Annotated in this window: 24 protein-coding genes; 19 read left to right on the forward strand and 5 right to left on the reverse strand. The window is 70.1% G+C overall.

All coding sequences use genetic code 11. The features are described from left to right. Positions 1-187 precede the first annotated feature (187 nt). The 6 genes from I6N91_RS06370 to I6N91_RS06395 all read left to right on the forward strand — a co-directional run bounded on the left by I6N91_RS06370 (position 188) and on the right by I6N91_RS06395 (position 8,813). Positions 188-1,240 carry a TerC family protein gene (locus tag I6N91_RS06370; protein WP_198811674.1) on the forward strand — a complete coding sequence of 351 codons (1,053 nt, stop codon included), beginning with the start codon at positions 188-190 and terminating at the stop codon, positions 1,238-1,240. Further along, entirely contained in the window at positions 1,224-1,649 is a 426-nt protein-coding gene (locus tag I6N91_RS06375) for a winged helix-turn-helix domain-containing protein (protein ID WP_307843264.1), read from the forward strand. The genes I6N91_RS06370 and I6N91_RS06375 overlap by 17 nt, the downstream gene beginning before the upstream one ends. A gap of 33 nt (positions 1,650-1,682) precedes the next feature. Beyond that, complete coding sequence (locus I6N91_RS06380) at positions 1,683-2,660, forward strand: SURF1 family protein (RefSeq protein WP_198811676.1); 978 nt, start codon at positions 1,683-1,685, stop codon at positions 2,658-2,660. Next, positions 2,653-3,114, forward strand: a complete 462-nt coding sequence (locus I6N91_RS06385; protein WP_198811835.1) for a DUF3817 domain-containing protein — start codon at positions 2,653-2,655, stop codon at positions 3,112-3,114. Before I6N91_RS06380 ends, I6N91_RS06385 begins: the two co-directional genes overlap by 8 nt. A 67-nt stretch (positions 3,115-3,181) precedes the next feature. Next, complete coding sequence (guaA, locus tag I6N91_RS06390) at positions 3,182-4,768, forward strand: glutamine-hydrolyzing GMP synthase (protein ID WP_198811678.1); 1,587 nt, start codon at positions 3,182-3,184, stop codon at positions 4,766-4,768. 94 nt (positions 4,769-4,862) lie between these two features. Then, on the forward strand, positions 4,863-8,813 hold the full coding sequence (locus I6N91_RS06395; protein ID WP_198811680.1) for a DUF4011 domain-containing protein: 3,951 nt from the start codon (positions 4,863-4,865) through the stop codon (positions 8,811-8,813). A gap of 114 nt (positions 8,814-8,927) precedes the next feature. Here the strand turns inward: I6N91_RS06395 and I6N91_RS06400 are convergent, their stop codons facing one another. From I6N91_RS06400 to I6N91_RS06410, 3 genes are all read right to left on the reverse strand, one after another. Further along, a complete protein-coding gene (locus I6N91_RS06400; RefSeq protein WP_233091521.1) occupies positions 8,928-9,608 on the reverse strand; it encodes an RcpC/CpaB family pilus assembly protein in 681 nt (226 codons plus the stop codon). 79 nt (positions 9,609-9,687) lie between these two features. Then, on the reverse strand, positions 9,688-10,005 hold the full coding sequence (locus tag I6N91_RS06405; RefSeq protein ID WP_198811682.1) for an FmdB family zinc ribbon protein: 318 nt from the start codon (positions 10,003-10,005) through the stop codon (positions 9,688-9,690). An 80-nt stretch (positions 10,006-10,085) separates the two neighbouring features. Then, positions 10,086-10,730, reverse strand: coding sequence for a 5-formyltetrahydrofolate cyclo-ligase (locus tag I6N91_RS06410; protein WP_198811684.1), 645 nt, complete (start codon positions 10,728-10,730; stop codon positions 10,086-10,088). A 55-nt stretch (positions 10,731-10,785) separates the two neighbouring features. Here I6N91_RS06410 and galU point away from each other — a divergent pair, with 55 nt between their 5' ends. The 3 genes from galU to I6N91_RS06425 all read left to right on the forward strand — a co-directional run bounded on the left by galU (position 10,786) and on the right by I6N91_RS06425 (position 13,421). Next, positions 10,786-11,688, forward strand: coding sequence for a UTP--glucose-1-phosphate uridylyltransferase GalU (gene galU, locus I6N91_RS06415; RefSeq protein ID WP_198811686.1), 903 nt, complete (start codon positions 10,786-10,788; stop codon positions 11,686-11,688). A 7-nt stretch (positions 11,689-11,695) separates the two neighbouring features. Then, the gene (locus tag I6N91_RS06420) at positions 11,696-12,322 is read left to right on the forward strand and encodes a GNAT family N-acetyltransferase (RefSeq protein ID WP_198811688.1); all 627 of its coding nucleotides are present in this window, start codon (positions 11,696-11,698) and stop codon (positions 12,320-12,322) included. A 109-nt stretch (positions 12,323-12,431) separates the two neighbouring features. Further along, positions 12,432-13,421, forward strand: a complete 990-nt coding sequence (locus tag I6N91_RS06425; protein WP_198811690.1) for a hypothetical protein — start codon at positions 12,432-12,434, stop codon at positions 13,419-13,421. 81 nt (positions 13,422-13,502) lie between these two features. Here I6N91_RS06425 and I6N91_RS06430 read toward each other — a convergent pair whose 3' ends face one another. Further along, positions 13,503-14,372, reverse strand: a complete 870-nt coding sequence (locus tag I6N91_RS06430) for a metal-dependent hydrolase (RefSeq protein ID WP_198811692.1) — start codon at positions 14,370-14,372, stop codon at positions 13,503-13,505. 46 nt (positions 14,373-14,418) lie between these two features. Further along, positions 14,419-14,901 (reverse strand): Lrp/AsnC family transcriptional regulator, encoded by a 483-nt coding sequence (locus I6N91_RS06435; protein WP_198811694.1) that lies wholly within the window; start codon positions 14,899-14,901, stop codon positions 14,419-14,421. Between the two features lie 152 nt (positions 14,902-15,053). Between I6N91_RS06435 and I6N91_RS06440 the strand changes: the two genes are divergently transcribed. From I6N91_RS06440 to I6N91_RS06485, 10 genes are all read left to right on the forward strand, one after another. Further along, a complete protein-coding gene (locus tag I6N91_RS06440) occupies positions 15,054-16,325 on the forward strand; it encodes an MFS transporter (protein WP_198811696.1) in 1,272 nt (423 codons plus the stop codon). Positions 16,326-16,461: 136 nt separating this feature from the next. Then, positions 16,462-17,403 carry an N-acetylglucosamine kinase gene (locus tag I6N91_RS06445; RefSeq protein ID WP_198811698.1) on the forward strand — a complete coding sequence of 314 codons (942 nt, stop codon included), beginning with the start codon at positions 16,462-16,464 and terminating at the stop codon, positions 17,401-17,403. Between the two features lie 9 nt (positions 17,404-17,412). Then, a complete protein-coding gene (locus I6N91_RS06450) occupies positions 17,413-17,880 on the forward strand; it encodes an NUDIX hydrolase (RefSeq protein WP_198811700.1) in 468 nt (155 codons plus the stop codon). A gap of 55 nt (positions 17,881-17,935) precedes the next feature. Next, the gene (gene rsgA / locus I6N91_RS06455) at positions 17,936-19,009 is read left to right on the forward strand and encodes a ribosome small subunit-dependent GTPase A (protein WP_198811702.1); all 1,074 of its coding nucleotides are present in this window, start codon (positions 17,936-17,938) and stop codon (positions 19,007-19,009) included. Positions 19,010-19,290: 281 nt separating this feature from the next. Next, positions 19,291-20,409 (forward strand): ABC transporter ATP-binding protein, encoded by a 1,119-nt coding sequence (locus I6N91_RS06460; RefSeq protein WP_198811832.1) that lies wholly within the window; start codon positions 19,291-19,293, stop codon positions 20,407-20,409. A gap of 3 nt (positions 20,410-20,412) precedes the next feature. Beyond that, entirely contained in the window at positions 20,413-21,105 is a 693-nt protein-coding gene (locus I6N91_RS06465) for an ABC transporter permease (protein ID WP_198811704.1), read from the forward strand. Continuing rightward, positions 21,105-21,854, forward strand: coding sequence for an ABC transporter permease (locus I6N91_RS06470; RefSeq protein WP_198811706.1), 750 nt, complete (start codon positions 21,105-21,107; stop codon positions 21,852-21,854). The genes I6N91_RS06465 and I6N91_RS06470 overlap by 1 nt, the downstream gene beginning before the upstream one ends. Next, positions 21,851-22,810: an ABC transporter substrate-binding protein gene (locus I6N91_RS06475; protein ID WP_198811708.1), complete on the forward strand. Its 960-nt coding sequence runs from the start codon at positions 21,851-21,853 to the stop codon at positions 22,808-22,810. Before I6N91_RS06470 ends, I6N91_RS06475 begins: the two co-directional genes overlap by 4 nt. Positions 22,811-23,040: 230 nt before the next feature. Beyond that, positions 23,041-24,000, forward strand: coding sequence for an ABC transporter substrate-binding protein (locus tag I6N91_RS06480; protein ID WP_198811710.1), 960 nt, complete (start codon positions 23,041-23,043; stop codon positions 23,998-24,000). A gap of 76 nt (positions 24,001-24,076) precedes the next feature. Further along, positions 24,077-25,294 (forward strand): pyridoxal phosphate-dependent aminotransferase, encoded by a 1,218-nt coding sequence (locus I6N91_RS06485; RefSeq protein ID WP_198811712.1) that lies wholly within the window; start codon positions 24,077-24,079, stop codon positions 25,292-25,294. Positions 25,295-25,301 lie beyond the last annotated feature (7 nt).

Raw genomic sequence — 25,301 nt, forward strand, 5'->3', positions numbered from 1 at the left:
CCGGCACAGGTACGTCCTCCTTGCATGCAATAGGTGAAGTGTGCTTCACTATTTAGACGCGGAGGGGAGTATCCCCCAATGTCCCGTCGACAGTCCGGCCGCCCCTGAGCGGCTCGGCGGGACAGGCTTGAGAAGGAGCCGGGAAAGACCTCCAGTTGGATGAACCTGACTGGAAAGGTAAGACCCCATGACTGTTCCCTTCTGGGCCTGGCTGGCAGTGATCGGCGTGATCATCGCCATGCTTGCCGTCGACCTGTTCGCCCACCGCCGCGCCCACGTGATCGGCGTCCGGGAGGCCGCCCTCTGGTCCGCTGTCTGGGTTGCCTTCGGCGTCGCCTTCGGAGCGCTCATCTGGCAGGTGTACGGCGCCGAGTTCGGGCAGCAGTACTTCGCCGGATACCTCATCGAGAAATCCCTCGCCGTCGACAACGTCTTCGTCTGGGCCATCATCTTCAGCTACTTCGCCGTCCCCCGCGAATACCAGCACAGGGTCCTGTTCCTCGGGGTCCTGGGTGCGCTCGTGTTCCGCGGCATCTTCATCGCCGCCGGCTCCGCGATCATCGCGTCCGCCGGCTGGGTGCTCTACCTGTTCGCGGCGTTCCTGCTCTACACGGGCTACCGGATGATCCGCCAGCGCAACGAGCACATGGAGCCGGAGAAATCACGCGCACTCAAACTGTTCCGCCGCCTGGTCCCGATGACCGAAGCCTTCCACGGCCAGCGCCTGCTCGTCCGGAGGAACGGCGTCCTCCTCGCCACCCCGCTGCTGGCGGTGCTCGTCCTCGTCGAGGTCACGGACATCATCTTCGCGGTCGACTCCATCCCGGCGATCTTCGCCGTCACCGACGAGGTGTTCCTTGTCTTCACCGCCAACGCCTTCGCCATCCTCGGGCTGCGGGCCATGTACTTCCTGCTCGCCGACCTGATGCACCGCTTCATCTACCTCAAGGCGGGCCTCGCGCTGGTGCTGATCTGGGTGGGCATCAAGATGCTCCTGAAGATCGACATCTTCTACATCCCCACCCCGATTTCACTCGCCGTGGTCGTGACCATCCTGGCCGTATCCATCGGTGCCAGCCTGCTCGCCACCCGCGGACAGGCCCGGCGGCCGCTGGTGGTCCCGGTGAACCCTCCGTTCCGGGTCGCCGATCCGGCAGAGACGGCCGAACTTGACCCGCTGTGGCGCCGTCCGGTACCCGCCGGAAAGGGATCAGGACCTGACGGTGGATCAACCCGCTAACGGGCCGGACGCCGATCCGGCCGCAGGACAGGGAACCCCGCCGGTGCGCTCCGCCCGGCGGGGTTCCCCCGCGTCCCACCCCTGGACCTTCCTGACCCACCACGGCCACGTGCTGCTGGCCGTGGCGGGAGATCCGGACATGCGGGTCGCCGACCTGGCGGACCTGGTCGGAATCAGCCCCCGCGCCGCCCTGTCGATCCTCAAGGACCTCGAGACCGCCGGCTACCTGCGCCGGATCCGGGTGGGGCGGCGCACCCACTACGTCATCGAGCCGCACCGGCACTTTCGGCACCCCGCCGCGGCCGGCCACGAGGTCGACGAACTCATCAATCTGTTCACCGGGCCCGCACCGGCCCCCGGCGGCGCCCCCGCCGGTCCGTTCGACCCGGGCGCCGTCCGCCCCCATTAGTTTTTCTACACGGGTGCGAAGTACCTTTAATGGGTGCTGAAGACCGCGCTCAAGCCCCGCTGGATCCTGACGCTGATCCTGGTGATGGCCCTTGCCGCGGTCTTTGTCCTGCTCAGCCAGTGGCAGTTCTCCAACTCCCGCCAGCAGGGGCCCGAGGCTCCGGCCGCCACCGAGACCGTCCGCCCGCTGACCGGCGTGATCACCCCCGGGTCGCCCCTGACGGGAACGGCCGCCGACCAGATGGTCTCGGCCGAGGGGCAGTTCCTGCCCGGCACCCGCCTCCTGGTCCGCGAGCGGCTCCAGGGCGGGCGCGAGGGGCTGTGGCTGATCTCGGCGTTCGCCGTCGACGGCGCCCCGGGCTCCACCGCGGAGGCCGGCGGCGAGGCGCAGGAACCGGTGGTCATCCCCGTGGTGCACGGGTGGGTGCCCGACGCCGACGCCGCCGCGCGCGTGCCCGAATTCACCGGCCCCGCCGCCCTCACCGGGCGCCTCCTTCCCGCCGAGGGCCCGGTGGCCGCCGATCCCGAGGAGGGCCAAGTGGCCGCCCTGGCCACCGCCGAACTCGTCAATGTGTGGGACCGTCCCTCCTATGCGGCCTTCATCGCGTCCGCCACCATCACCGTTGACGGAGAGGCGGTTACCGCGCGGGCGCCGCTGGAGGCCGTGGAGGTGGCGCCCCAGCCGCAGGAGCGGCCGGTCAACTGGCTCAACATCTTCTACGCCGTGGAATGGGTTGTCTTCGCCGGCTTCGCCTTCTTCCTCTGGTGGCGGCTCGTCGCCGACGACTACCGGCGGAGCCTCGAGGACGACGAGGACGACGAGGACGACGAGGACGGCGTCGGGGACCAGGACGAAGCGTCCGCCGCGGCCGGCACCGGCAGCACACGGAATGACATCGACAACGACACAGCGTCGGACGACCCGCCCGCCGCGGTCCGGGCCGAAGCAGACGACGACGGCGCCTCCCGCCCCGGCGCCACCCACCCAACGGAAGCAGGAACACGTGAATAAGCAAGGCACCTCCCCGAAGTCCGCCGCGAAACGGAGGTTCGGGGGAACTCACGCCCAGATCCGCTCGGCCCTCAGCTTCTACAAGCTGCTCGCCTACGCCACCGGTGTCATGCTGCTGCTCGTCGTGGTGGAAATGGTGGCCAAGTACGGGTTCAATGCCGAGATCGTCGCCGGCGGCGGGGCGGGCCTGCAGTTCCTGTCCGAGGCGGAGGCCGACGCCTCGGGCGGCTTCAACCTCTCCAAGGCGGTGCTGATCGTCCATGGCTGGCTCTACGTCGTGTACCTGATCGCCGACTTCCGGCTCTGGCAGTTCCTCCGCTGGCCGTTCTCGCGCTTCCTGCTGATCGCGCTCGGCGGAGTGGTGCCGCTGCTATCCTTCATCGTGGAACGGCGCGTCCACCGGGAGGCCGAGGCGGACCTCGCCGCCCACCCCGAAGCGGCCCCCCGCTACTGACCGGCCGGCCCTCCGGGGCCGGGGTCCCAATGTGCGGGGCGCACCCCGCCGCGACTATTGTTAATGCGTGACTACACCTCCCCCCAGTCCCGAACACCGCCCGGTCCTCGTCGTCGATTACGGCGCCCAGTACGCCCAGCTGATCGCCCGGCGCGTCCGGGAGGCGGACGTGTACTCGGAGATCGTGCCCTCGAGCCTCACCACCGAGCAGATCCTGGCCAAGAACCCGGTGGCGATCATCCTCTCGGGCGGCCCGGCGAGCGTTTACGCCGACGGCGCCCCCAAGGTGGAGGCTGACCTGTTCGAGGCCGGTGTTCCGGTCCTCGGTATCTGCTACGGGTTCCAGGCCATGGCCGCTGCCCTCGGCGGTACCGTCGCAAAGACCGGGCTGCGCGAGTACGGATCCACCGATGTCACCGCCGACGGGGAAGCCCGCTCGATCCTCAGCGGCACCCCGGAGAACCAGAACGCGTGGATGAGCCACGGCGACAGCGTCCAGAAGGCCCCGGACGGGTTCGAGGTGCTCGCCAGCACCGCCGGCGCACCGGTGGCGGCCTTCGCCCACGAGGAGAAAAGCCTCTACGGGGTGCAGTGGCACCCCGAGGTGAAGCATTCCCGGTACGGCCAGCGGGTCCTCGAGAACTTCCTGTTCGATGGTGCGGGCCTCCGCCCCAACTGGACCACCGGGAACATCCTCGAGGAGCAGGTCGAGCGGATCCGCGCCCAGGTCGGGGACGCCCGCGTCATCTGCGGCCTTTCCGGCGGTGTTGACTCCGCCGTCGCCGCGGCGCTCGTTCAGCGCGCGGTGGGGGACCAGCTCACCTGTGTCTTCGTCGACCACGGGCTGCTGCGCGAAGGCGAGGCCGAACAGGTCGAACGGGACTTCGTCGCCGCGACCGGCGTCAAGCTCTACGTCGCCAACGAGCAGGAGCGCTTCCTGAAGGCGCTCGAAGGCGTCTCCGACCCCGAGACCAAGCGCAAGATCATCGGACGCGAGTTCATCCGCGCGTTCGAGGAGGCCGAGCGGGCCATCATCGCCGAGGCCGAGGCGCACGGCGAGAAGATCCGCTTCCTCGTCCAGGGAACCCTCTACCCCGACGTCGTAGAGTCCGGCGGCGGCGAGGGCGCGGCGAACATCAAGAGCCACCACAACGTCGGCGGGCTTCCCGAGGACCTCCAGTTCGAACTGGTGGAGCCGCTGCGCACCCTCTTCAAGGACGAGGTCCGCGCCGTCGGAGCGCAGCTGGGGCTGCCCGCCGAGATCGTCGGGCGCCAGCCGTTCCCCGGCCCGGGACTCGGCATCCGCATCGTCGGCGAGGTCACGCACGAACGCCTCGAACTGCTGCGCAAGGCCGACGCCATCGCCCGCGCCGAGCTGACCGCCGCGGGACTGGACAACGAGGTGTGGCAGATGCCGGTGGTCCTGCTGGCCGATGTGCGCAGCGTGGGCGTGCAGGGCGACGGGCGCACCTACGGGCACCCCATCGTGCTGCGCCCGGTCTCCAGCGAAGACGCCATGACCGCCGACTGGTCCCGCCTGCCGTACGACCTGCTGGCCCGGATCTCCAACCGGATCACCAATGAGGTGGAGGGCGTCAACCGGGTGGTCCTCGACGTGACCAGCAAGCCGCCGGGAACCATCGAGTGGGAGTAGCCCGCGGCCGCTGACGGTTCCCGGCCAGCGGATTTCGCCGTGCGCCGCGTTGCTATGCGGCCGCTTCGGATTCATTTCGGATAGCTTGGAAGATATGCCAATCTGGTCAATATCAGCGCGTGACGATGCAGGGAAGAGGACAGCCGTGCCAGAGCAGGACTCCGGGGATTCGGCTGAGGATTTCCTCCTGCCCTGGCTGGATCAGCTCGGTCCCCAGGTCTCCGGGGACACGCTCCTGCATTTCCGGCCCTCCGCCGGCACGAGCATCGACCTGACCCACGCGCACCCCTCCGGGCTGGCCCAGCTCTTGGCCGGACGTCGGACCCGGCTCTCGACCCTGCTGCGCGATCCGGTGCAGTACAACGCGGCGAAGTCGGCGGCCCGTGCGCTGCGGGCGAAGATCTTCGAACTGGGCACCGAACGCGGCATCGACGTCGGCCACCTCGCGGCCGGGACCGCGTCCTGGCGCACCGTCGACGACGCCGGCCGGTCGGAGACGCTCAACGCCCCGGTGCTGCTGACCGGAATGTCGCTCACCGTCCACCCCTCCCAGGACGACTATGAACTGCAGCTGACCGAGCAGGCACGCCTGAACCCGGCACTGGTGCGCCACTTCGGCGACGTCCAGGGCATCCACCTCGACGCCGAGGCGCTGCCCCGGCTCGCCTACGGCACCGCCCGGTTCGATCCGCACCCGGTGCTCGAGCGCCTGCGGCACCTCACCGACGGCGTCCGCGGGATCTCCGTCGAACACCGCCTGCTCGTCTCCACCTTCGCCGACCTTGCCGACATCGTCGAGGACGAGGCCATCCAGCCCGACCACCCCGTCCTCTCCGCCCTGCTGTCGGCCGCCCGCGACGGGGTCTACGAGGTGAGCGAACCCGAGGCCGACTTCAGCCCGATCGACGAGCGCGACCCGGCCGATGAACTGCTGATCCTGGACGCCGACGCCGCCCAGCAGGGCGTCCTTGACCTGATCGGCGCCGGGCATTCGGTGGCGGTCGCGACGCCGCCGGGCACCGGGCAGACCCAGACCGCCCTCAACGCCGCCGCGCTGCTGGCAGGCCAGGGCCGGAGCGTCCTCGTCAGCGCCGAGCGCCGCGGGACCCTGAACGAGTTCGTGCAGGACCTCGAAGCGCTCAACCTCGGCTCCCTCGTCCTCCAGCTCAACGGACAGGTCGACCCGCAGCAGCTCAAGGACAGCGTGATCCGGGCGATCGTGCGCAACGAGAAGGCCGCCGCGCCGTCGGTGGAGACCCTTCACGCAACCCTCGTGGGGCACCGGCACAAACTCCTCGAGCACGTGCGGTCCCTCCACAATGTCCGCAGCCGCTGGAACTGCTCGCCGTACCAGGCCATGCAGTCCCTCGCCGCGCTCACGGCCCTCGATCCGGCACCCTCGACGACGGTTCGGCTGAAGCGCAGCGTGCTCGACAACATCGCCGACCGCGCGGAGCTGGCCACCCGGCTGCGGCGTGCGGCGGAGCTCGGCAGCTTCAGCAAGGCCTCGACCGAGAGCCCCTGGTTCGGGGCGCAGCTGCTGAACCGCAAGGAGACCGAGCACGCCCACGCCCTGGCCTCGGACCTGTCCCGCGACATTCCGCTGCTGCGCGCAAAGGTGCTGCGCGTCGCCGAACACTCCCACATCACCCTGGGCAGGACCTTTCGGGAATGGGGGGAGCAGCTCGAACTGCTCGTGGCGGTCCGCGCCAGCCTCGACAAGTTCACCCCCGACATCTTCGACCGCCCGGTGACCGACCTCATCTCGGCCACCGCCCCCTCGTCATGGCGGCGCGAGCGTGCCATCGAGATGTCTTCGATGACCCGCTCACGGCTGCGGCGCGTCGCCAAGGAGTACGTGCGTCCCGGGGTGCACATCGCCGACCTCCACTCCTCCCTGGTCGACGTCCAGGACCAGCGCACGCTGTGGACGCGGTACGCCAAGACCGAACGCCACCCCTCGGTGCCGACCGGCCTGGCCGAGATCAACAGCTTCTACAAGGGCGTCCAGGGCCGGCTCGAGGAACTCAGCCGCATCCTTCGTGCCGCCCAGGGCACCCCGGATCTGCCCTCCTGCGAGCTCGACGACCTCGAGAAGCGGCTCGCGGCCCTCGCCGCGGACCGGGAAACCCTCGAGGCACTCCCGGAGCGCACCCTGCTGCTCGACGAGATGCGGGAACACGGGCTCGGCGAACTGCTCGAGGACCTCGCGGCGCGCGAGGTCTCCGAGGACCGGGTTGCCGACGAGCTCGAACTGGCCTGGTGGCAGTCGGCCCTCGAGGCCATGATCAGCGGCGACGACTACCTCGCCATGTCCGACGGCTCCAGCCTGCGCCGTCTGGAGGCCGAGTTCCGGCTCGCCGATACCGCCCACGTTTCCTCCGGGGCAGCGCGCCTGCGGTGGCGCCTGGCCGAGCGGTGGAACACGGCGATCGCCGCGCACCCCGCGGATGCCGAGCGGCTGCGCAGCCACCTGCGCGAGGACACCCTCACGCTCGAATCGTTCAGCGCGCTGCACCCGGACCTCACGACGGCCCTGCTGCCCGTGTGGGCCGTCAGCCCCCTGATGGCGCCGATGATCCTGCCGGACGGCGCGGCCTTTGACTCCCTGCTGCTGCTCGACGGGGAATCGGTATCGCTGCAGAGTGCCGTCCCGGTGATCGCCCGGGCCGGCCAGACCGCCGTCTTCGGTGACACGCGGCTTGCCGGGCCGACGCGCTTCAGCATCGAAATCCAGTCGCCCGAGCGCCCGCGCACCGAGACCGACCCGCTGCCCAGCGCCTACGAGGAGTTGCGCGCCGTCCTGCCGGAGCGTTCCCTGACCGTGGTCTACCGGGGAGTGGACCGCGCGCTGGGCAGCTACCTCAGCGCCGCCTTCTACGAGGACCGGCTCACGCGGCTGCCGCAGGCCTCCGAGGTCTCCGGCGCCGGCCGCGGCCTGGTCGTCGAATACCTCCCCGACGGCACCGGCATGCCCAGTTCGGACCACGAGGGCGTCGAGAGCGTCTCGGCGGAGGTGAACCGGGTGGTGGACCTCGTCTTCGAACACATCCGGCACCGCCCCAGCTTCTCCCTGGCCGTCGTCACCGCCAGCCCCCGGCACGCCGCCCGGGTGGGCGAGGCGATCCGCCTGCAGATGGCGAACTTCCCGTGGGCGAACGATTTCTTCGCCCCCGGCCGGGAGTCCTTCCGGGTGGTCCCCGTCGACCGCGCCGCGGGCCTGGTCCGCGACGACGTCATCTTCTCGCTGGGATTCGGGCGGACGCCGCACGGGCGGGCGCTCCACTCCTTCGGTCCGCTGTCCGGCCCGGACGGCCGCCGCAAGTTCGTGATGGCCATGACGCGCGCCCGCCGCAGGCTGCACGTGCTCTCCTGCTTCCAGCCGGCGGACCTCGACCCCGAGCGGCTGACCGGCGGAGCGGCCGACTTCTACGAGCTGCTCCGCAGCGAACTCGCTCCCTCCTCCGCTCCGGCCAGGAAGCAGGCCCCGGACAACACGGATCCGCTGGTCGCCGACCTCGTCGACCGGCTGCGGGCCCGCGATGCCGAGGTCAAGGACTCCTACGACGGCGTCCTCGACATCGTGGCCACCCGGCCCCCGGCAGCAGCGGCCCCGGAGCGCGACTACCCGGTGGCGCCGCTGGCGATCGAGTCGGACGGAACGGCCCGCTACGGTGCGATGACCGTGCGCGAGCGGAGCCGGCTCCGCCCCCAGCAGCTGGAGCGCATGGGCTGGCGGTACATGCCGCTGTGGACCATCGAGGTCTTCACCGACCCGGAGGGCTGCGCCGAACGGGCGGCCCGTGAACTCGGCCTTGACCTGCTCGAAGCGAACGAACCGCCCCGGACCCGAAGGGACGCACTGCGGATGAGGAAGAACGAAACCGACGAGGGGCGCGCCCCACGGCCGGCCGCCGCGGTGCCGGGCGCGGAGGAACCGGTGCTGCCCAAGACCGCAGCGGAGGATGATCCCCGCGCCTGGGGCGACTCCCGGACTGACAGCGACGAGTGGCTCAAGGAACAGCGCCCGCCGCACTGGAGCTAACCTGCATGGGAGCTGACCCGCACTGGAGCTGGACCGGCACGCGGGCCCGGAGACACCGGGGTTGCCCGACTCGGCAGGCCCGGCGCGCCGGGGGCACCCGGCGCCGGCCCTGACTCAGCGTCCGGCGGTCAGGACCAGATGGACCTGACCCGCGGTTGAGGACCCTGCAAGGGCGGCGGCATCCTCCGGCGAGGCGGCCACGACCACCAGCCCCGCCTCGGCGGGGGAGGCGGACCAGGCCGACGACGGATCCTCTCCGGGCGGTGAGCTCCACAGCACCGCGAGGTTCCGGGCGATCACTTCGGAGGCGGCGGCCGTCTCGTAGCCATTGCCGGTGCTCACCACGACGTCGACCCGCTGGCCCGCCCCCACGAGCCGGACGGTTGCGGGGTCGGCCGGGCGAAGCGGCACCGCGACGGTGCCGGGGGCGGTTCCGATGAGCAGCCCGGGGCCGACGAGCCGGGTATCTGTGACGATGTCCCCGCGCCGCAGGGGTCCAGCGAGCCGTTGCCCGAGGAGGTCCTCCCGCCGCGTCTGCGCCCCCGGCGGAACGGCGGCTGAGGGAAGGGCCAGGATCTCCAGGTCCGGTGCAGCCAGGACCGTGCCCGCCGCGAGGTCGGAAGCCGCAGCGATCACCGGGGTGCCGGGTTCGCCGCGGGGCAGGAACGCCTCGACGCAGGTGCCGGCCGCCGCGCACAGCAGCACCGCGGCCAGCAGCCGGCGGTGCCGGAGCAGGGCCCTGCGCATCCGGGGGAGGCGAAGCGTCCCGCCCGGCCGGGGCTGCGTCGAAAACATGAAGACCACCCTAGGGGCGGCGGCTTATGCCGCCGGCCCCGGGTGGCCTATGTGGAAAAGCGCGGGATCGGCCTGGGGGTCAGGAAGCGGCCTTGCCCGCCGCGGGCGCCGCGGCCGCTGCTCCGGAGTCGGCCTTCTTGGCCGGTGCCTTTGCCGCAGCCGGTGCCGGCTTCGCGTCGGAAGCGGCCGGCGTTGCCTTCGGCTCCGCGGAGGAGCGGGTGTCGCGGGAATCGTTGCGGTAGAACCCGGAGCCCTTGAAGACGACGCCCACGCTGTTGAACTTCTTGCGCAGCACACCCGAGCAGACGGGGCAGGCGGTGAGCGACTCCTCGGAAAAAGCCTGCTGGATGTCGAAGGCATGGCCGCAATCCTTGCAGGCGTACGCGTAGGTAGGCAAAGGTCTCTCCTGGAATTCGACTTCTCATGGGGCGCGCCACGCCGAGGCGGATTGGCACTCTAGGGCGGCGAGTGCTAAGTCTACACTGATGCCGGGGCTGCTCCGAATCCGTGGTATGCGCCCGGGGTGAACACGCCGTGCAGCGGCACGTCGTGAAGCTCGACCGGGAAGCTGCCGGCGGCGACGAACTCGTCGGGGTACACCATGCCCGCGGTGGGCACGGTGGGGCGCTCGATCGAGAGTTCGGCCAGGAACCGGTCGTAGTAGCCCCCGCCCTGGCCGAGCCGGTAGCCCGAGGCGTCCACGGCGAGGCCCGGCACCAGGACCAGGTCGAGGGCGGCCAGCCGGCCCAGGGGAGTACGGGTACCCTCCGGTTCCATCACCGGTGCCCGGGGCGACTTCACCAGCGGGACCCCCGGCCACCACGGGCACCAGGAGAGCCGGTAGTCGGGCTCGCAGATGGGCACGATCACCGTGGAGCCCAGATCGGTCAGGGTATGCAGCAGTTCCTCGGTGGCCGGCTCCGGCGGCACCCCCAGGTAGGCCGCAATCACGGGGGGTTTCTCCGCGCGGTTCCTCCCGGTCAGCCGGGGCAGCTCCTCGAGCACCGCCTCGGCGAGCCGCCGCGACAAGGCCTCCCGGGCCTCCGGGGTCCGGTGCCGGCGCCGGGCGCGCAGGTCGGCCCTCGCCTGGATTTTGGAGGGTACCGCCGGGTCGATATTCATGCACCTATTGTGCACAGCTCCCAGTATGCCCCTGCAGGTTATGTAGTGTGGTCCCATGACTTTGCGACCAAAAGTGAACAAGGCCGTCATTCCCGCCGCCGGCCTGGGAACTCGTTTCCTGCCGGCAACCAAGGCGATGCCCAAGGAAATGCTTCCTGTGGTGGACAAGCCCGCCATTCAGTACGTTGTGCAGGAGGCAGTCGACGCCGGGCTCCATGACGTCCTGATGATCACCGGGCGTAATAAGCGGGCGCTTGAGGACCACTTCGACCGGGTCCCCTTCATCGAGCAGACCCTCCTCGAGAAGGGCGACCTTGAGAAGCTCGCGGCGGTCCGCCTGCCCTCGGAGCTCTGCGACATCCACTACCTGCGCCAGGGCGATCCGAAGGGACTCGGGCACGCGGTCCTGCGCGCCAAGCAGCATGTGGGCAGCGAGCCGTTCGCGGTGCTGCTCGGCGACGACCTCATCGATGAGCGCGACCCCCTGCTCGAGACCATGATCGAGATCCAGCAGAAGACCGGAGGGTCCGTGATTGCCCTGATCGAGGTCGATCCGGCGCAGATCAGCTCCTATGGTGCCGCGGACATTTCCGCCATCGAGGGCGAGGACTATGTCCGCGTGAACAAGCTCGTCGAGAAGCCGCCCGTGGAAGAGGCGCCGTCGAACCTCGCCGTCATCGGCCGGTATGTGCTCCACCCCCGCGTCTTCGACGTCCTCGAGACGACCCAGCCCGGCCGCGGCGGCGAAATCCAGCTCACGGATGCGCTGCAGACCCTTGCCGCGTCCGACGGCGAGGGATCCGGGGTCTACGGGGTGGTCTTCCGCGGCCGCCGGTACGACACCGGGGACAAGCTGAGCTACCTCAAGGCCGTTGTCACCCTGGCTGCCGAGCGCGACGACCTTGGCCCGGACCTGCGCGTCTGGCTGAAGAACTTCAGCCAGGACATGACGGGCTAGCCGTTCGGTGTGGACGGAACGTGGCTGGCCGGTCTCCCTCAGCAGCGGGAATCTGACCCTCAGGCCCATCCGACACGCGGACCGGCGCGAGTGGACGGCCGTCCGGCGGCACAATGCCACCTGGCTTGCGCCCTGGGAGGCGACGAATCCGGAACCCGGGGGTTACCTTCCGGACTACCACGAGATGGTGCGGGGGCTCAAGCGGCAGGCCCGCGCGGGCACCGGGCTTCCGTTCGTCATCACCGAGCGCACCGGTGAGGGCGGCCGGGCGCCGCTGGTGGGCCAGCTGACGGTCTCAAGCATCATCTGGGGATCAGCAATGACGGCGACCCTGGGCTACTGGGTCGATTCCCGTCGGGCCGGCCGGGGGATCGCCCCGACGGCGGTGGCGCTCGCCACCGATTACTGCTTCAGCACCCTGGGCCTGCACCGGATGGAAATCAACATCCGGCCCGAGAACAGGGCCAGCCTGCGCGTCGTGGAGAAGCTGGGCTTCCGTGATGAAGGACTGCGCCCGCGGTACCTCCACATCGCCGGACAGTGGGCCGATCACCGGAGCTTCGCCCTCACCGTCGAGGAGGTGCCTGAGGGGCTGCTTGAGCCGTGGCTTGCCCGGCAGCGGGCAGGTGGATAAGCCAGCGCCCGGCACGGTCTGCGGACCGGTCGATCGAACGCCGCGGTGGGCTCCGACACACCCGCCCGGAATGCACCGCGGGGGCCCCTGTTTCTCCTACGTTTAGAACGTGGACTTCTCCCTGAACAGCTCGGTGGTACTGGCGGCGATCGTCGGTCTCTGGCTGGTGTGGGTGGTCCCGTTTTTCCTCCGCCGGAGCGGCCCCGTGCCGGCCCCGGCGGCGGCATCCACACCGACTGCAGGGGAACATCCTCCCCAGGGGAGCATCATGGAGAAAACGGCCAACGCCGCCGCCGGCAGCGCATCCGCAGACCGGACCGGTTCGTCCGCCGTTCCCGGCCGCCGGCCGGCGCTGAAGATCCGCCGCGGGCGGGCCGCGGTCGCCCTGGTCGGAGCCGCCGCACTCCCGGCAGCCCTCGTGACGCTGGTCCTCGCGGTCGTTTCCGTCGTGTCCTTCTGGTGGCCCGTGGCCGCCGTCCTTGTCGTCGCCGGGGCCGTCGCCACGCTGCGCACCCTGGCGGTACGCGACCGGCGGGCCCGGGTGAATGCCGCCTTCGCTGCCGCCATGTCCTCCCGCCCGCTGCACCAGGCCCCGCCCTCGACCGGTGACGCCGCCCTGCCGGGCAACGCCACACCGGAAGCCGGTGGCAAACCCGCCCAGGCCCGCCCGACCACCGTCTTCGACGCCGAGAAGCCCGCCGGTGCGGTTGAGGCGTCCGCGGATGCCGCCGAGGCGTCCGCCGGAACCCCGGAGGCACCCGCGGCCCGCCTGACCGCGGCCGACCTCAAGGCAGCCGCCCTGGCCGTCGCCGCAGCAGGCGCGCAGGAGGCCGGCGCACCCGCGGCAACGACGCAGGCTCCGGTGCCCGGCACCGACCCGTGGGAGCCTGTCGAGGTGCCCCTGCCCACCTATGTCGCGGCCGAAAAGGCGCAGCGCTCGGCGCCGGCACCCCTGGAGCTGCCTGCGGAGCCGAAGCCGACCATCCGGACCCCGATCAAGAACACGGCCGCCAAGGCGGCTCCGAAGGGGACCACGGCGCAGGCTCCGGCCGGAACCCGCCTCAACCTCGACGACGTCCTTCAGCGCCGCCGCGCCTGACCGTTCCCGCGGCCGCGCCTGACGGGCCCGATGTCCTCCTCGGACGGGCCAGCGGCCCCGCCGGCGCCGCCGTGCGCGCGGCTAGGGCCGAGCCAGCACCGAGGTGATCATCGTGAGCACGGGCGTGCCGTCCACCTCTTCCAAGGCGAGGGACGCCCGCACGCTGGCGAATCCGGCGAGCGATTCGGCGTGTGTGCCGCCGCAGGGGATGTGCACGGAGCCCTCCGGCAGGTCGCACTCCCAGTACCGGCGGTCCGTGAGCCGCTCTCCATCGCGTGCGATCCGGATGGCCCCGTCCGATGCCACCCATTCGGAGAGGGTTTCGTTCAGGGCTGCTTCGACCGGCGCCGGATCGAATCCTTCGGTGATGAAGCCCTTGCGCCGCAGGGAGCGTCCCAGCCGGTAGACGTCCACCGAGCCGTACTCGGTGATCGTTGAGGTCTCGATCGCCACCGCATCGAAGTTCGACGTGCCGAGGGCGTCGGCCGGGACCTCCTTCTTCCACCGGTCGGCCAGCGCCCGGTTCAGGGCGAGCGAGGCGAGATGGCACCCCGTGTGCCCGGCTGAGAGGGCCTGCCGGTGCCCTCCGTCCACCCGCACCACCGCGCGTTCACCTTCGGCCGGCGGCGGTCCCTGGATCAGGTGCGCCACCACGAAGGCCCAGCCCTCCGCGCCCTTGCGCACGGGGACATCCGCTCCGAGGAACAGCTCCGTGCCATCCGTGGCGCCGACCACGCAGTCCGTGATGGGCAGGCTGGACCCGCCCACCTCCAGGACCGCCCGGTCCGGACCCTGATCGGGCCACGCCGCGTCGACCGGGTGGCAGGCCGTCGCGTCGAGCAGCACGGCCACGGACCCGTCGGCCCGCTCCTCGACGTGCAGGACTGTGGATTCCGAGGTCAGGGCCCCGGCGGGGTAGCTGACGGCCGTGTCGGAGGATGGCAGGCTCATTGGTTCCTTCGGGGGTAGTGACGCTGTGGTCGTGGTGGATGCGGGCTCAGGCGCTGCCGGAAGCGTCGGTGAGCCGCTGCAGGAGCGGCTCGGTCCGGTAGGGAATGTGCTCGTGCAGGGCCAGGACCGTCTCGGTGCGGATAACGCCCTTGATCCGCAGGATCGAGCGGAGACCCGACTGCAGGTGGTGGGTGTCGGTGGCCGCGACCCTGCACCAGACGTCGCCACGGCCGGAGATCTCGTGGACTTCAAGGACCTGGCTGAGCTTGCGCAGCGCCGCAATGACGCCGTCGAGTTCGCGGTGGGACACCTCGATGGTTACGAAGGCCACCACATCGTAGCCAAGGGCCTCGAGGTCCAGCTCTCGCCCGCTGGCCCGCAGGGTGCCGGCCCGCAGGAGCCGCCGGATGCGGGTCTGCGCCGTGTTGCGGGCGATGCCGAGGGTTTCGCTGAGCTCGCTGATCTGCGCCCGCGGGTCCCGGACCAGTTCAAGCAGCAGCCGCAGGTCCAGGGCATCAAGTTTGCTCATGAAGCTCACTTCCCATCAACTTTGGCCGCCTGTGTTGCGGCTTTTGCTCAACTTGCCTGGCTGTACTGTCTCTAAAGCTCCAAAATAGCCCATTCTGGAGACTGCCGCGCCACCGGGTGCCGCAAGGGTTTGGGAAAAGGAACGGGAAGTACATGAGTGTCCTGCGCGAGCTGCGCATGCAGCAGCCATCCGCCGCGGCGCGCTGGAGCTGGGACGCCTCGCTCGCTGCGCGGCTGGTCCTCGCCGTCACCGTCATCTCCACCCTGCTGATCGGGGCCAACCTCGCCACCCCGCTCTATCCGCTGATCTCCGCGAACCTGGGCCTTACTTCGTTCGACATCACGATGGCGTTCTCCGCCTACGTCCTCACGCTCGTGGCGGGGCTGCTGCTGGTCGGCCACTGGTCAGACCACATCGGCCGGCGGGCGGCCCTCGTCCTCGCGGTCCTGGTCGGGCTGCTCGGAGCCGCGGTCTTCGCCGGGGCGTCCTCGCTCGGCGGGCTGATCCTGGGACGGTCACTGCAGGGAGCCGCGGTGGCCCTTGCCACCGGTGCCAGCTCGGCCGCGCTGCGCGACCTGCTGCCGCACCGCCCCGACTGGGCCTCGCGCTTCACGCTGCTGGCCTCCGCCGGGGGTGTGGCCGCCGGTCCGGTGATCGGCGGGGTGCTGTCGCTGCTGCCGGATCCCACCCGGACACCGTTCCTCGTCTACACGGCGGTGCTCACGGCGCTGCTGCTGCCGCTCCTGCTCCTCCGCGCCCGCCCGGCGATCCAGCCCGCCGCCGCCGCACGCCCCCTTACCGCCCTGCGTCCGCGCCGCCCCACCGTTTCGCGTGCCGCCCGCAACTCCTTCTGGATGGCCGCCGCCGTCGGATTCTTCAGCTTCAGCATCTTCGGATTCACCCTCAGCCTTGCGCCCACGTGGATCGCCTCGCTGGCCGGGACCGACGCCCGCCCCGTCATCGGCGTCCTGGCCGCGCTGGTCCTCGGCGCTTCGGCGGTGAGCCAGCTGCTCTTCCTCCGCGGCCGCTTCGTGGTGCCCGCCGGCCTCACCGCCATGGCCGCAGGCGTGGGCCTCCTCCCCGTGGCCGGTGCGCAGGGAAGCCTGCCCCTGCTGATCGGCTGCTGCGTCGCCGCCGGCCTGGGCCAGGGCATGGCCTTCCGTGTTGTCTTCAACCGGGTCTCGCTGCAGGTGGAGGCGGCACTCCACGCCCAGATCATCAGCACCCTCTATGTCATCACCTACCTCGGCAGCGCCGTGCCCGTCCTGGGCCTCGGTGCCGCCGCCGCCTTCTGGGGCATCGACCCCGCCGTCGCGGGTTATGCGGCGGTGGTCGGCGGCGCCTGCACCATCCTGGCCGCGGTGGCCCTCGTGGGCGCCCTGCGCCAGCCCGCCGGGCCCGGCCCGGTGCAGCCCGCCGGCTGATCCGACCGGCTGACCCCCGCCGGATGACACCGCACGGCAGGCACCCTGCCCGCGCGGGCTGTCAGTCCAACCCCGCCGCCCGTGGTGGCGCCGTGCCGGGGACACCCCGGCCGGTTTGTTTTGTAGGCTGGTCGGTATGCAGCCTCACGAGCCGGACGCCGGCGCCCCCGAGGAATTTGTCGGACTCGATATCGGCGGCTCGAAGACCCACGGAATCCTCTGGCGGGGCTCCGTGGTGGCAGCCGAGGCGAAGGCCGGCAGCGCGAACGTGCAGAACGTCAGCGCCGCCGAGGCCTCCGACAACCTCGCCCAGCTCTTCGCCCAGCTCGGCGGGCGGCGCATCGGCACAGTCATCGCCGGTTCCGGAGGCATCGACACGGAGGACGACGCCGCCCGGCTGCGCGGACTTATCGCGCCCTTCGCGCCGGGCGCGGATATCGACGTCGTCCACGACACTCGCCTGATCCTGGCCGCGGGCGGGGCGGCCACCGGCATCGCCGTGATCGCGGGCACCGGATCGGCGGCGTGGGGGATCACGGCCGACGGGCGCGAGGCGCGCTCCGGGGGCTGGGGCTACCTGCTCGGCGATGAGGGAAGCGGCTACTGGCTGACCCGCGAGGCCATCCGCCGCACGCTGCACCGCTTCAACCTCGCCCAGGAGGCGGGCGAGCTCGGCCGGCGCATCCTCGAGGTGAACTCGGTGACCTCCCCGACCGAACTCATTGGCCTGTTCCACTCCGACCTGGGCCGCCGGCACTGGGCCTCCCAGTCGCCGGTGGTCTTCGCCGCGGCTGCCGCCGGTGACGAAGAGGCCCGTTCCCTCATTGAGACGGCCGGCGCCGACCTGGCCGGGCTGGTAGCGGACATCGTGTCGGTGATCGGCGTGCCCGGCCCCGTGGTCATCGGGGGCGGCCTCGCCGTCCACCAGCCGACACTCCAGCAGGCCATCCGGCGCCCGCTCGCGGCGGCCGGCGTCACCGACGTGGTGTTCCTGACCCAGGACCCGGTGCTCGGGGCCGACTTCATCCGCTGGACCCGCAGCGGCAGGTCCGCGGCGGGTGAAGCGGCCCCGCTCTAGACTTCTCCGATGAGCGAAGTCGGAACCGGACCGCCGGCCTGGGATGTCCGCGTCGGAGCCTACGGCGTGATCGTCGACGGCAGCCGGATCCTGCTGGCCCATTGGAACGAAAAGGGCGCCTCGGGCTGGACCCTCCCAGGAGGCGGCCTGGAGTTCGGCGAGGACGCCCCTGCGGCCGCCGTCCGGGAGATCCGGGAGGAGACCGGGTACGACGCCGAACTGGGGAACCTGCTCGGGGTCGACAGCTTCTTCGTTCCGCCCGAGCGCCGCCTCAGCGGCACCCCCCGCCCGCTGCACGCCCTGCGCATCATCTACGCGGCCCGCGTGGTCTCCGGAGCGCTCACCCACGAGGCCGGGGGTTCGACGGACGAGGCGGCGTGGGTGGAACTGGGCGAGGTGGCCGCCCTGCGCCGGGTGGAGCTTGTCGACGTCGGGCTCCGGCTCTATTCCCAGCAGACCGGCCGCGGATTAGCATAGGCACCGGCGGCGCAGGGCCCCAACTGGCCGCCCGCCTGAGGGGAGGCCCGGACCGTTGGCCACGCTTGAGGACTACGGGTACACCGACGGGGTGCGCCGCCGTTTCGAATCCCACTTCCACGCGCCCTTTCCCGCCCCGCGTCCGGCTGTGGACCCCGGGCCTGAGCCCGAGCCCGTGCCGGAGACGGAGCAGCAGGGGTTGCGGCCCGCCCGCGTGGTGCGCGTTGATCGCCGGCAGCTGCTCGTGGCGGAGGCCGGCGGGCTCGTCAGCGTTCCGGCCGCCGGGTCCGCCGCCATCGGTGACTGGGTGTCGCTGAGCGGGAGACCCGACCGGGTGGAAGGGGTGCTTCCCCGCACCGGGGTCCTGCAGCGCAAGAAGGCCCACGATCCCCTCTCACAGGCCCAGATCGTCGCGGCCAATGTGGAGGTGGCGCTGATCGCGGTGCCCATCGACCGGCCCCTCTCAACGAACCGGCTGGAGCGCACCCTCGTGGCCGCCAGGGATTCGGGGGCGCGGCCCCTGGTGGTCCTGACCAAGGCGGACCTCACCGGCGTGCACGACGCCGTAGTGGGCGCCACCGTGCAGCAGGCGGGAACCGCCGAGGTGATCACCACCTCCGCCCTGACCGGGGACGGCTGCGGGACCCTCGCCGCCAGCCTCCGGCCCGGGGAGACCTGCGTGCTGGTCGGCCCGTCGGGCGCCGGGAAATCCTCACTGGTCAACGCCCTGGTGGGCGAGCAGGTGCAGGATGCGGGCCGGGTGCGGGCCGGTGACGGAAAGGGCAGGCACACCACCACGGCACGCACCCTGATCCCCCTAGGGGACGGTGTGGTGCTGATCGACACGCCCGGACTCCGCGGATTCGCCCTCTGGGACGCCGACGAGGGGCTCGACGCCGAATTCGGCGACATCACCGGCCTCGCTTCCGGCTGCCGGTTTCGGGACTGCGCCCACGACGGCGAACCAGGGTGTGCCGTCGCCGCGGCCCTCGCGGACGGATCGCTCGAACCACGCCGGTTCGCCAGCTACCAGCGGATGGCCGCCGAACTCGCCGCCCTGCACCGCCGCCAGGACGCGGCGCGCCGCAGTCGTGCCGGGCACGGCCGGACCGCCGGACGCCCCCGGTAGGCGACCAGCCCGCCCGCCCCGCCGCCTGTGCTCCCGCCGGTGCCCCCGAGTCAGCTACCCCGCGTCATGTAGCTGTGATGGCCTTCACATTCGACGAGATTGGGCAATACGGAACCTTGATTGCCGCGAACCCCTCGCTAGACTTCTAATTCGACCCGATTGACAAGACCCAGTCCGGTGGTGACGGGCCGGTCAGCCGGCAGGCTCCTGCCACGAAAGGCAAGGCTCCAATGACAACCGAGACTTCATCGCGCAGCGCAGGGGGCGCGGCCCTCAGGCCGATGATCGAACTGCGCGGGGTGACGAAGACGTACCCCGGCGGCCAGACAGCGGTGAACAACCTCAGCCTGGACATTGACCGCGGAGCCATCACCGTCCTCGTTGGCCCTTCCGGCTGCGGCAAGACCACCACCATGCGCATGATCAACCGCATGGTGGAGCCGACCTCCGGGGCCGTGCTGGTCGACGGGGAGGACATCGCGGACCGCAAGGCCTCCGACCTGAGGCGCTCGATGGGGTACGTCATGCAGTCCTCCGGTCTGCTGCCGCACCGCACCGTCCTGGATAACATCGCGACCGTGCCCCGCCTCAACGGTGTGCCGCGGAAAGACGCGAGGGCCCGCGCGACCGAACTGCTCGAAGTCGTCGGGCTCGCCCCGGACCTCGGCCGGCGCTACCCGGCTCAGCTGTCAGGCGGCCAGCAGCAACGCGTCGGGGTCGCCCGGGCGCTCGCCGCCGACCCGCCGATCCTGCTGATGGACGAACCGTTCAGCGCCGTGGACCCCGTGGTGCGCCAAGAACTCCAGGAGGAACTCCTGCGCCTGCAGCGCGACCTGGCCAAGACCATCGTCTTCGTCACCCACGACATCGACGAGGCGACGATCCTCGGCGACAAAGTCGCCGTCCTGAACATCGGCGGAGTGCTCGCCCAGTACGCCACCCCCGAGGAAATCCTGCGCGCGCCGGTCAGCGACTTTGTGGCGGGCTTCGTTGGGCGCGACCGCGGGTTCCGCCACCTGTCCTTCCAGGAGGGCGAGGGCGTGCGCATCCACCCCATCCAGACCATCGAGGTCGACCAGCTCGGCGATCCGGACGCGGCCGTCACCTCCCCGTGGACCCTCGCCGTCGACGCCGGCGGCCGCCCCCAGGGGTGGGTGCCGCAGAACCGGCGCTCCGCCATCCGGGACACGGCGGACCTCGTTCCCGGCGGGTCCCTGTACCGGCGCGGGGACACCCTGCGGCGGGCGCTGGACGCGGCACTGTCGGCGCCCTCCGGCCTCGGCGTGGCCGTCGACGACGAAGGGCGCGTCGTGGGAGCGGTCCGGGCCGGCGAAATCCTCGAACTCATCGAGGACGCACGGGTGAACCGCGGCCGTGCCAACTACAACACGGCGGTGTAGGGGATGGACTGGTTCCTCGCGAACATTGACTTCATCGCCGGCCTCACCGGCCAGCACCTGATCCAGTCCGTGGTGCCGCTGGTCCTCGCAGTGGTTTTTGCGGTGCCGTTGGCCCAGCTGGCCCGGTTGAACCGCACCGTCGGCGGGGTGATCCTGACGCTGTCCTCGATCCTCTACACCATCCCGTCCCTCGCGATGTTCGTCTTCCTGCCGCTGATCCTGGGCACGAGCATCATCAGCCCGGTCAACGTCATCGTCGCGCTGACCATTTACGCGGTGGCCCTGCTGGTGCGTTCCACCCTCGATGCCCTGGAATCCATCGACGACGGCGTGCGCCAGGCCGCCGTCGCCATGGGCTTCACCCCGGTGCGGCGCTTCCTCACGGTTGACTTTCCCCTGTCGATCCCGGTGCTCTTCGCCGGGCTGCGGGTCATCTCGGTGACGAACATTTCGCTGGTCAGCGTCGGGGCGCTGATCGGCGTCTCGAGCCTCGGGACGCTGTTCACCGACGGGCTCTTCCGGTCCTTCCCCACGGAGATTGCCGTCGGCATCCTCATCACGCTGGTGCTGGCCCTCGTGATGGACCTGGTCCTGGTCGCGCTGGAACGGCTCGTCACCCCGTGGCGCAGGCAGGCCCCGGCGAAGGGGCGCACCCCCGAAACCGTCGCGGTCGAGGCGTACCGGGTGGGTGCCTGATGGATTACACAAGCGACAACCTGTTCGCCCAGATGGGCCAGTGGCTCGTTGCCCCCGAAAACTGGTCGGGGGAGCGGGGGATCCCCACGCGGATTCTTGAGCATCTGGGCTACACCGGCCTCACCATGCTCATCGCCCTGGCGATCGCCGTCCCTGTCGGGCTGTATGTCGGCCACACCGGCAGGGGCCGGGTCGTCATCGTCTCCGGGATCGGGATCCTGCGGGCGCTGCCGACCCTCGGCATGGTCTTCCTGTTCGTGCTGCTGGCCGGGCTTGGCCTGCTGCCGCCGATCTGGGCGCTGGTGCTCCTGGCGGTCCCTCCGGTGCTCAGCGGCGTGTACGCCGGCATCGCCTCGGTGAACCGGGATACCGTCGACGCAGCTCGGGCCATGGGCATGAGCGAGGCGCAAATCCTCTTCCGGGTCGAGGTGCCCAATGGGCTGCCCGTCATCCTGGGTGGGGTGCGGGCGGCGGTGCTGCAGGTCGTGGCGACCGTCGCCGTCGTCGCCTACATCAATCTCGGCGGGCTGGGCGTGTTCCTCGTCGAGGGCACCCAGCTGCGCGACTACGGGCGCCTCTTCGGAGGTGCGGTGGTCATTGGCGTGGTCGCGATCGCCGTCGACCTCCTCATGGCGCTCGTCCAAAAGTTTGCCGTTTCACCGGGGCTGCGGACCAGCCGCGGACCGGTGGGAACACAGGATTCTGGCCGGCAGAAGGCCGTCGCCAGTGCACAAGGAGGAACAACATGACGAACCTGTCAGTACACCGCGCCGGACGGCGCGCTTTGACGGGGCTGGCCCTGACGGGCCTGCTGGCGTTGACTGCCTGCGGTGCGAACAGCGACCCCGCGGCCGAGCCGGAGGAAACTTCGGGCGGCGGCGGTTCCGTTGTCATCGGGTCGGCTGATTTCCCTGAAAGCCAGATCATCGCCGAAATCTATGCCGGCGCTCTGAAGGCCGAGGGGATCGACGCGAGCACGAAGCTGAACATCGGATCCCGGGAAATCTACTACAGCGCCGTTGAGGAAGGCTCGGTCGACATCGTGCCCGACTACAGCGGCAACCTCCTGCTGTTCGTGGATCCCAAGGCGACGGCGGAATCCCCCGAGGACATTGCGGAGGCCCTGCCGGAGGCGCTCGAGGCGAAGTCTGCGGACGTCAACCTCGGCATCCTCGAGCCGTCCGAGGCCGAGAACAAGGACGCGATGATTGTCACCCCAGCGACCGCCGAGGAATACGGACTGAAGTCCATCGCGGACATGGCGGAGGTCTGCGATGAGCTCACCATCGGAGCCCCGAGCACCTTCCAGGAGCGCTCCTACGGCCTGCCCGGCCTCAAGGAAAAGTACGGGTGCGAGCCGGGAGGCTTCGAGTCGATCAACGACGGCGGCGGGGCCGTCACCCTGGAGGCGCTCCTCAATGACGACGTCCAGGTGGTTGACATCTACACCACGACCCCGTCGATCGAGGACAACGATCTGGTGGTCCTTGAGGACCCCGAGAACCTGTTCATCGCCCAGCAGGTCATCCCGCTGGTCAACCTGGACACCGTGAACGAGGACGCCCAGGACGTGCTCAACGAGGTCTCGTCCCAGCTGACCACCGAGGACCTCATCGACCTCAACCGCCAGGTCAGCGGCGACGAGAAGCGCAATCCGGCAGACGCGGCAGCGGACTGGCTGGAGGAAAAGGGCCTCGCCGGCTAAGAGCCCGGGCAACCGGTCTCCTCGGCGGGCAGCACCTTCGGCAGGGGCGCAGTACCGGTCCCTGCCGAAGGGGCGGTGGTCCCCGGCGTGTTTGACATCGCCGCGGGCCTCCTCATGAGCCCGGTCCACGATCCGCCCCGCCGGCAAAACGGCGGGGCGGATCGTAGGCCGGTGGCACTACAGGAACCTGGCCGGCGGTCCGCCGCCGCCAGCGGACCAGGAGGAAAACCATGAAGAAACTTTCTGCCCTGCACGCCGGACGGCTCACCCTTTCGGGGCTGGCCCTGACGGGCGTGCTGGCGGTGACGGCCTGCGGTGGGAACAGTGACCCCGCCGCAGGACCAGGTGGTGATGGGGCCGGCGGCACCATCGTCGTGGGGTCGGCCGACTTTCCCGAGAGCCAGATCATTGCGGAAATCTATGCCGGAGCCCTGAACGCCGAGGGCATCGACGCGAGCACGAAGCTGAACATCGGTTCGCGGGAGATCTATTTGGCGGCCGTGGCGGAGGGCTCGGTCCAGGTTGTTCCCGACTACAGCGGCAACCTGCTGCTGTTCTCGGACCCCCAGTCCACCGCCCAGGCCCCGGAGGAGATCGTCGAGGCCCTGCCCGATGCCCTGAAGACGAAGTTCCCGGAGGCCGACCTCGGCGTTCTCGAGGCCTCCGAGGCCGAGAACAGGGACGCAATGGTCGTCACGAGGGAGACGGCCGAGAAGTACGGGCTGACGTCGATCGCCGATATGGCCGAGGTCTGCGACGAGCTGACCATCGGCGCGCCCGGCACGTTCCGGGAGCGGCCCTATGGGCTGCCCGGGCTCAAGGAGAAATACGGCTGCGAGCCTGCGGGCTTCGAGGCCATCAACGACGGCGGCGGAGCCATTACGGTGGAGGCACTGTTGAGCGACGACATCCAGGTGGCCGATATCTTCACCACCACGCCGTCCATCGTGGACAACGACCTCGTGGTGCTCGAGGATCCCAAGAACAACTGGCTTGCCCAGCAGGTCCTGCCCGTGGTGAACATGGGCACCGTCGGAGAGGACGCGCGGGCGGTCCTCAACGAGGTGTCGGCGGAGCTGACCACGGAGGACCTGATCAACCTCAACCGCCAGGTCAGCGGGGATGAGAAGCGCAACCCGTCCGACGCGGCGGCGGGCTGGCTTGAGGAGAAGGGCCTGGCCGGCTCCTGATCCCGGCCGGTACTTCTTCCGGGCCCCGGCACGCGGCAATTCCGGGTCCGGGCCCCTGCTGTGGCATCCTGAACGAATGGCAAAGTACAGGCAGTCCGACAAGCTCCACAATGTGCTCTACGACATCCGGGGGCCGCTGCTTGAGCACGCGAAGATCATGGAGGCCCAGGGCCACCGGATCCTGAAACTTAATATCGGCAATCCCGCGCCGTTCGGCTTCGAGGCCCCGGACGCGATCCTCGTGGATATGATCCGCAACCTGCCCAAGTCCCAGGGGTACAGCGACTCCCGGGGGATCTTCTCGGCCCGGACCGCCGTCGTGCAGTACTACCAGGGCCGCGGCATCCAGAACATCGACATCGACGATGTGTACCTGGGCAACGGGGTCAGCGAGCTGATCACCCTCTCCCTCCAGGCCCTGCTCAACAACGGCGACGAGATCCTCGTGCCCACCCCCGACTATCCGCTGTGGACGGCGTCGGCGAGCCTGGCCGGCGGCACCGCGGTGCACTACCTCTGCGACGAGGACAACCACTGGTGGCCCGACCTCGAGGACATGGCCGCCAAGATCAACCCCGCCACCAAGGGGATCGTGCTGATCAACCCGAACAACCCGACCGGCGCGGTCTACCCGCGGCACGTGATCGAGGGCGTGGTGGCGCTGGCGCGCGAGTACAACCTGATCATCTTCGCCGACGAGATCTACGAAAAAATCCTCTACGACGACGCCGTGCACGTGAATGCGGCCTCGGTGACCGGCGACGACGTGCTGTGCCTGACCTTCAGCGGGCTCTCCAAGGCCTACCGCATCGCCGGGTTCCGCAGCGGCTGGATGGCCATTTCCGGCCCGAAGGAGGACGCCGCGGACTACATCGAGGGCATCAACCTGCTGGCCAACATGCGCCTGTGCGCCAACGTGCCCGCGCAGCACGCCATCCAGACGGCCCTGGGCGGCTACCAGAGCATCAACGACCTGATCCTGCCCGGCGGGCGGCTCAAGGCGCAGCGCGATAAGGCCACCGAACTGCTGAACGCCATTCCGGGAGTGAGCTGCGAGCCCGCGGCCGGCGCCCTCTACCTCTTCCCGCGCCTTGACCCCGAGGTGTACCCGATCCGGGATGACGAGAAATTCGCCCTTGATCTGCTCAAGCAGCAGAAAATCCTGATCTCGCACGGACGGGCGTTCAATTGGATCAACCCGGACCATTTCCGGATGGTCACCCTGCCCAGCGTCGAGGTCATCGAAGACGCCGTGGGGCGGCTGGCCGAATTCCTGGGGTCATATAAGCAGTAACACCAAC

This window comes from Arthrobacter sp. MSA 4-2 (assembly GCF_016405885.1).
Lineage (GTDB): Bacteria > Actinomycetota > Actinomycetes > Actinomycetales > Micrococcaceae > Arthrobacter_D.

Excerpts from the sequence above, each read along its gene's own strand:
- I6N91_RS06370 (WP_198811674.1), top strand. The coding sequence starts at position 188 with ATGACTGTTCCCTTCTGGGCCTGGCTGGCAGTGATCGGCGTGATCATC.
- I6N91_RS06395 (WP_198811680.1), top strand. The coding sequence starts at position 4,863 with ATGCCAATCTGGTCAATATCAGCGCGTGACGATGCAGGGAAGAGGACA.
- I6N91_RS06400 (WP_233091521.1), bottom strand. The coding sequence starts at position 9,608 with ATGTTTTCGACGCAGCCCCGGCCGGGCGGGACGCTTCGCCTCCCCCGG.
- I6N91_RS06410 (WP_198811684.1), bottom strand. The coding sequence starts at position 10,730 with ATGAATATCGACCCGGCGGTACCCTCCAAAATCCAGGCGAGGGCCGAC.
- galU (WP_198811686.1), top strand. The coding sequence starts at position 10,786 with ATGACTTTGCGACCAAAAGTGAACAAGGCCGTCATTCCCGCCGCCGGC.
- I6N91_RS06430 (WP_198811692.1), bottom strand. The coding sequence starts at position 14,372 with ATGAGCCTGCCATCCTCCGACACGGCCGTCAGCTACCCCGCCGGGGCC.
- I6N91_RS06435 (WP_198811694.1), bottom strand. The coding sequence starts at position 14,901 with ATGAGCAAACTTGATGCCCTGGACCTGCGGCTGCTGCTTGAACTGGTC.
- I6N91_RS06440 (WP_198811696.1), top strand. The coding sequence starts at position 15,054 with ATGAGTGTCCTGCGCGAGCTGCGCATGCAGCAGCCATCCGCCGCGGCG.
- I6N91_RS06445 (WP_198811698.1), top strand. The coding sequence starts at position 16,462 with ATGCAGCCTCACGAGCCGGACGCCGGCGCCCCCGAGGAATTTGTCGGA.
- I6N91_RS06450 (WP_198811700.1), top strand. The coding sequence starts at position 17,413 with ATGAGCGAAGTCGGAACCGGACCGCCGGCCTGGGATGTCCGCGTCGGA.
- I6N91_RS06460 (WP_198811832.1), top strand. The coding sequence starts at position 19,291 with ATGATCGAACTGCGCGGGGTGACGAAGACGTACCCCGGCGGCCAGACA.
- I6N91_RS06465 (WP_198811704.1), top strand. The coding sequence starts at position 20,413 with ATGGACTGGTTCCTCGCGAACATTGACTTCATCGCCGGCCTCACCGGC.
- I6N91_RS06470 (WP_198811706.1), top strand. The coding sequence starts at position 21,105 with ATGGATTACACAAGCGACAACCTGTTCGCCCAGATGGGCCAGTGGCTC.
- I6N91_RS06475 (WP_198811708.1), top strand. The coding sequence starts at position 21,851 with ATGACGAACCTGTCAGTACACCGCGCCGGACGGCGCGCTTTGACGGGG.
- I6N91_RS06480 (WP_198811710.1), top strand. The coding sequence starts at position 23,041 with ATGAAGAAACTTTCTGCCCTGCACGCCGGACGGCTCACCCTTTCGGGG.
- I6N91_RS06485 (WP_198811712.1), top strand. The coding sequence starts at position 24,077 with ATGGCAAAGTACAGGCAGTCCGACAAGCTCCACAATGTGCTCTACGAC.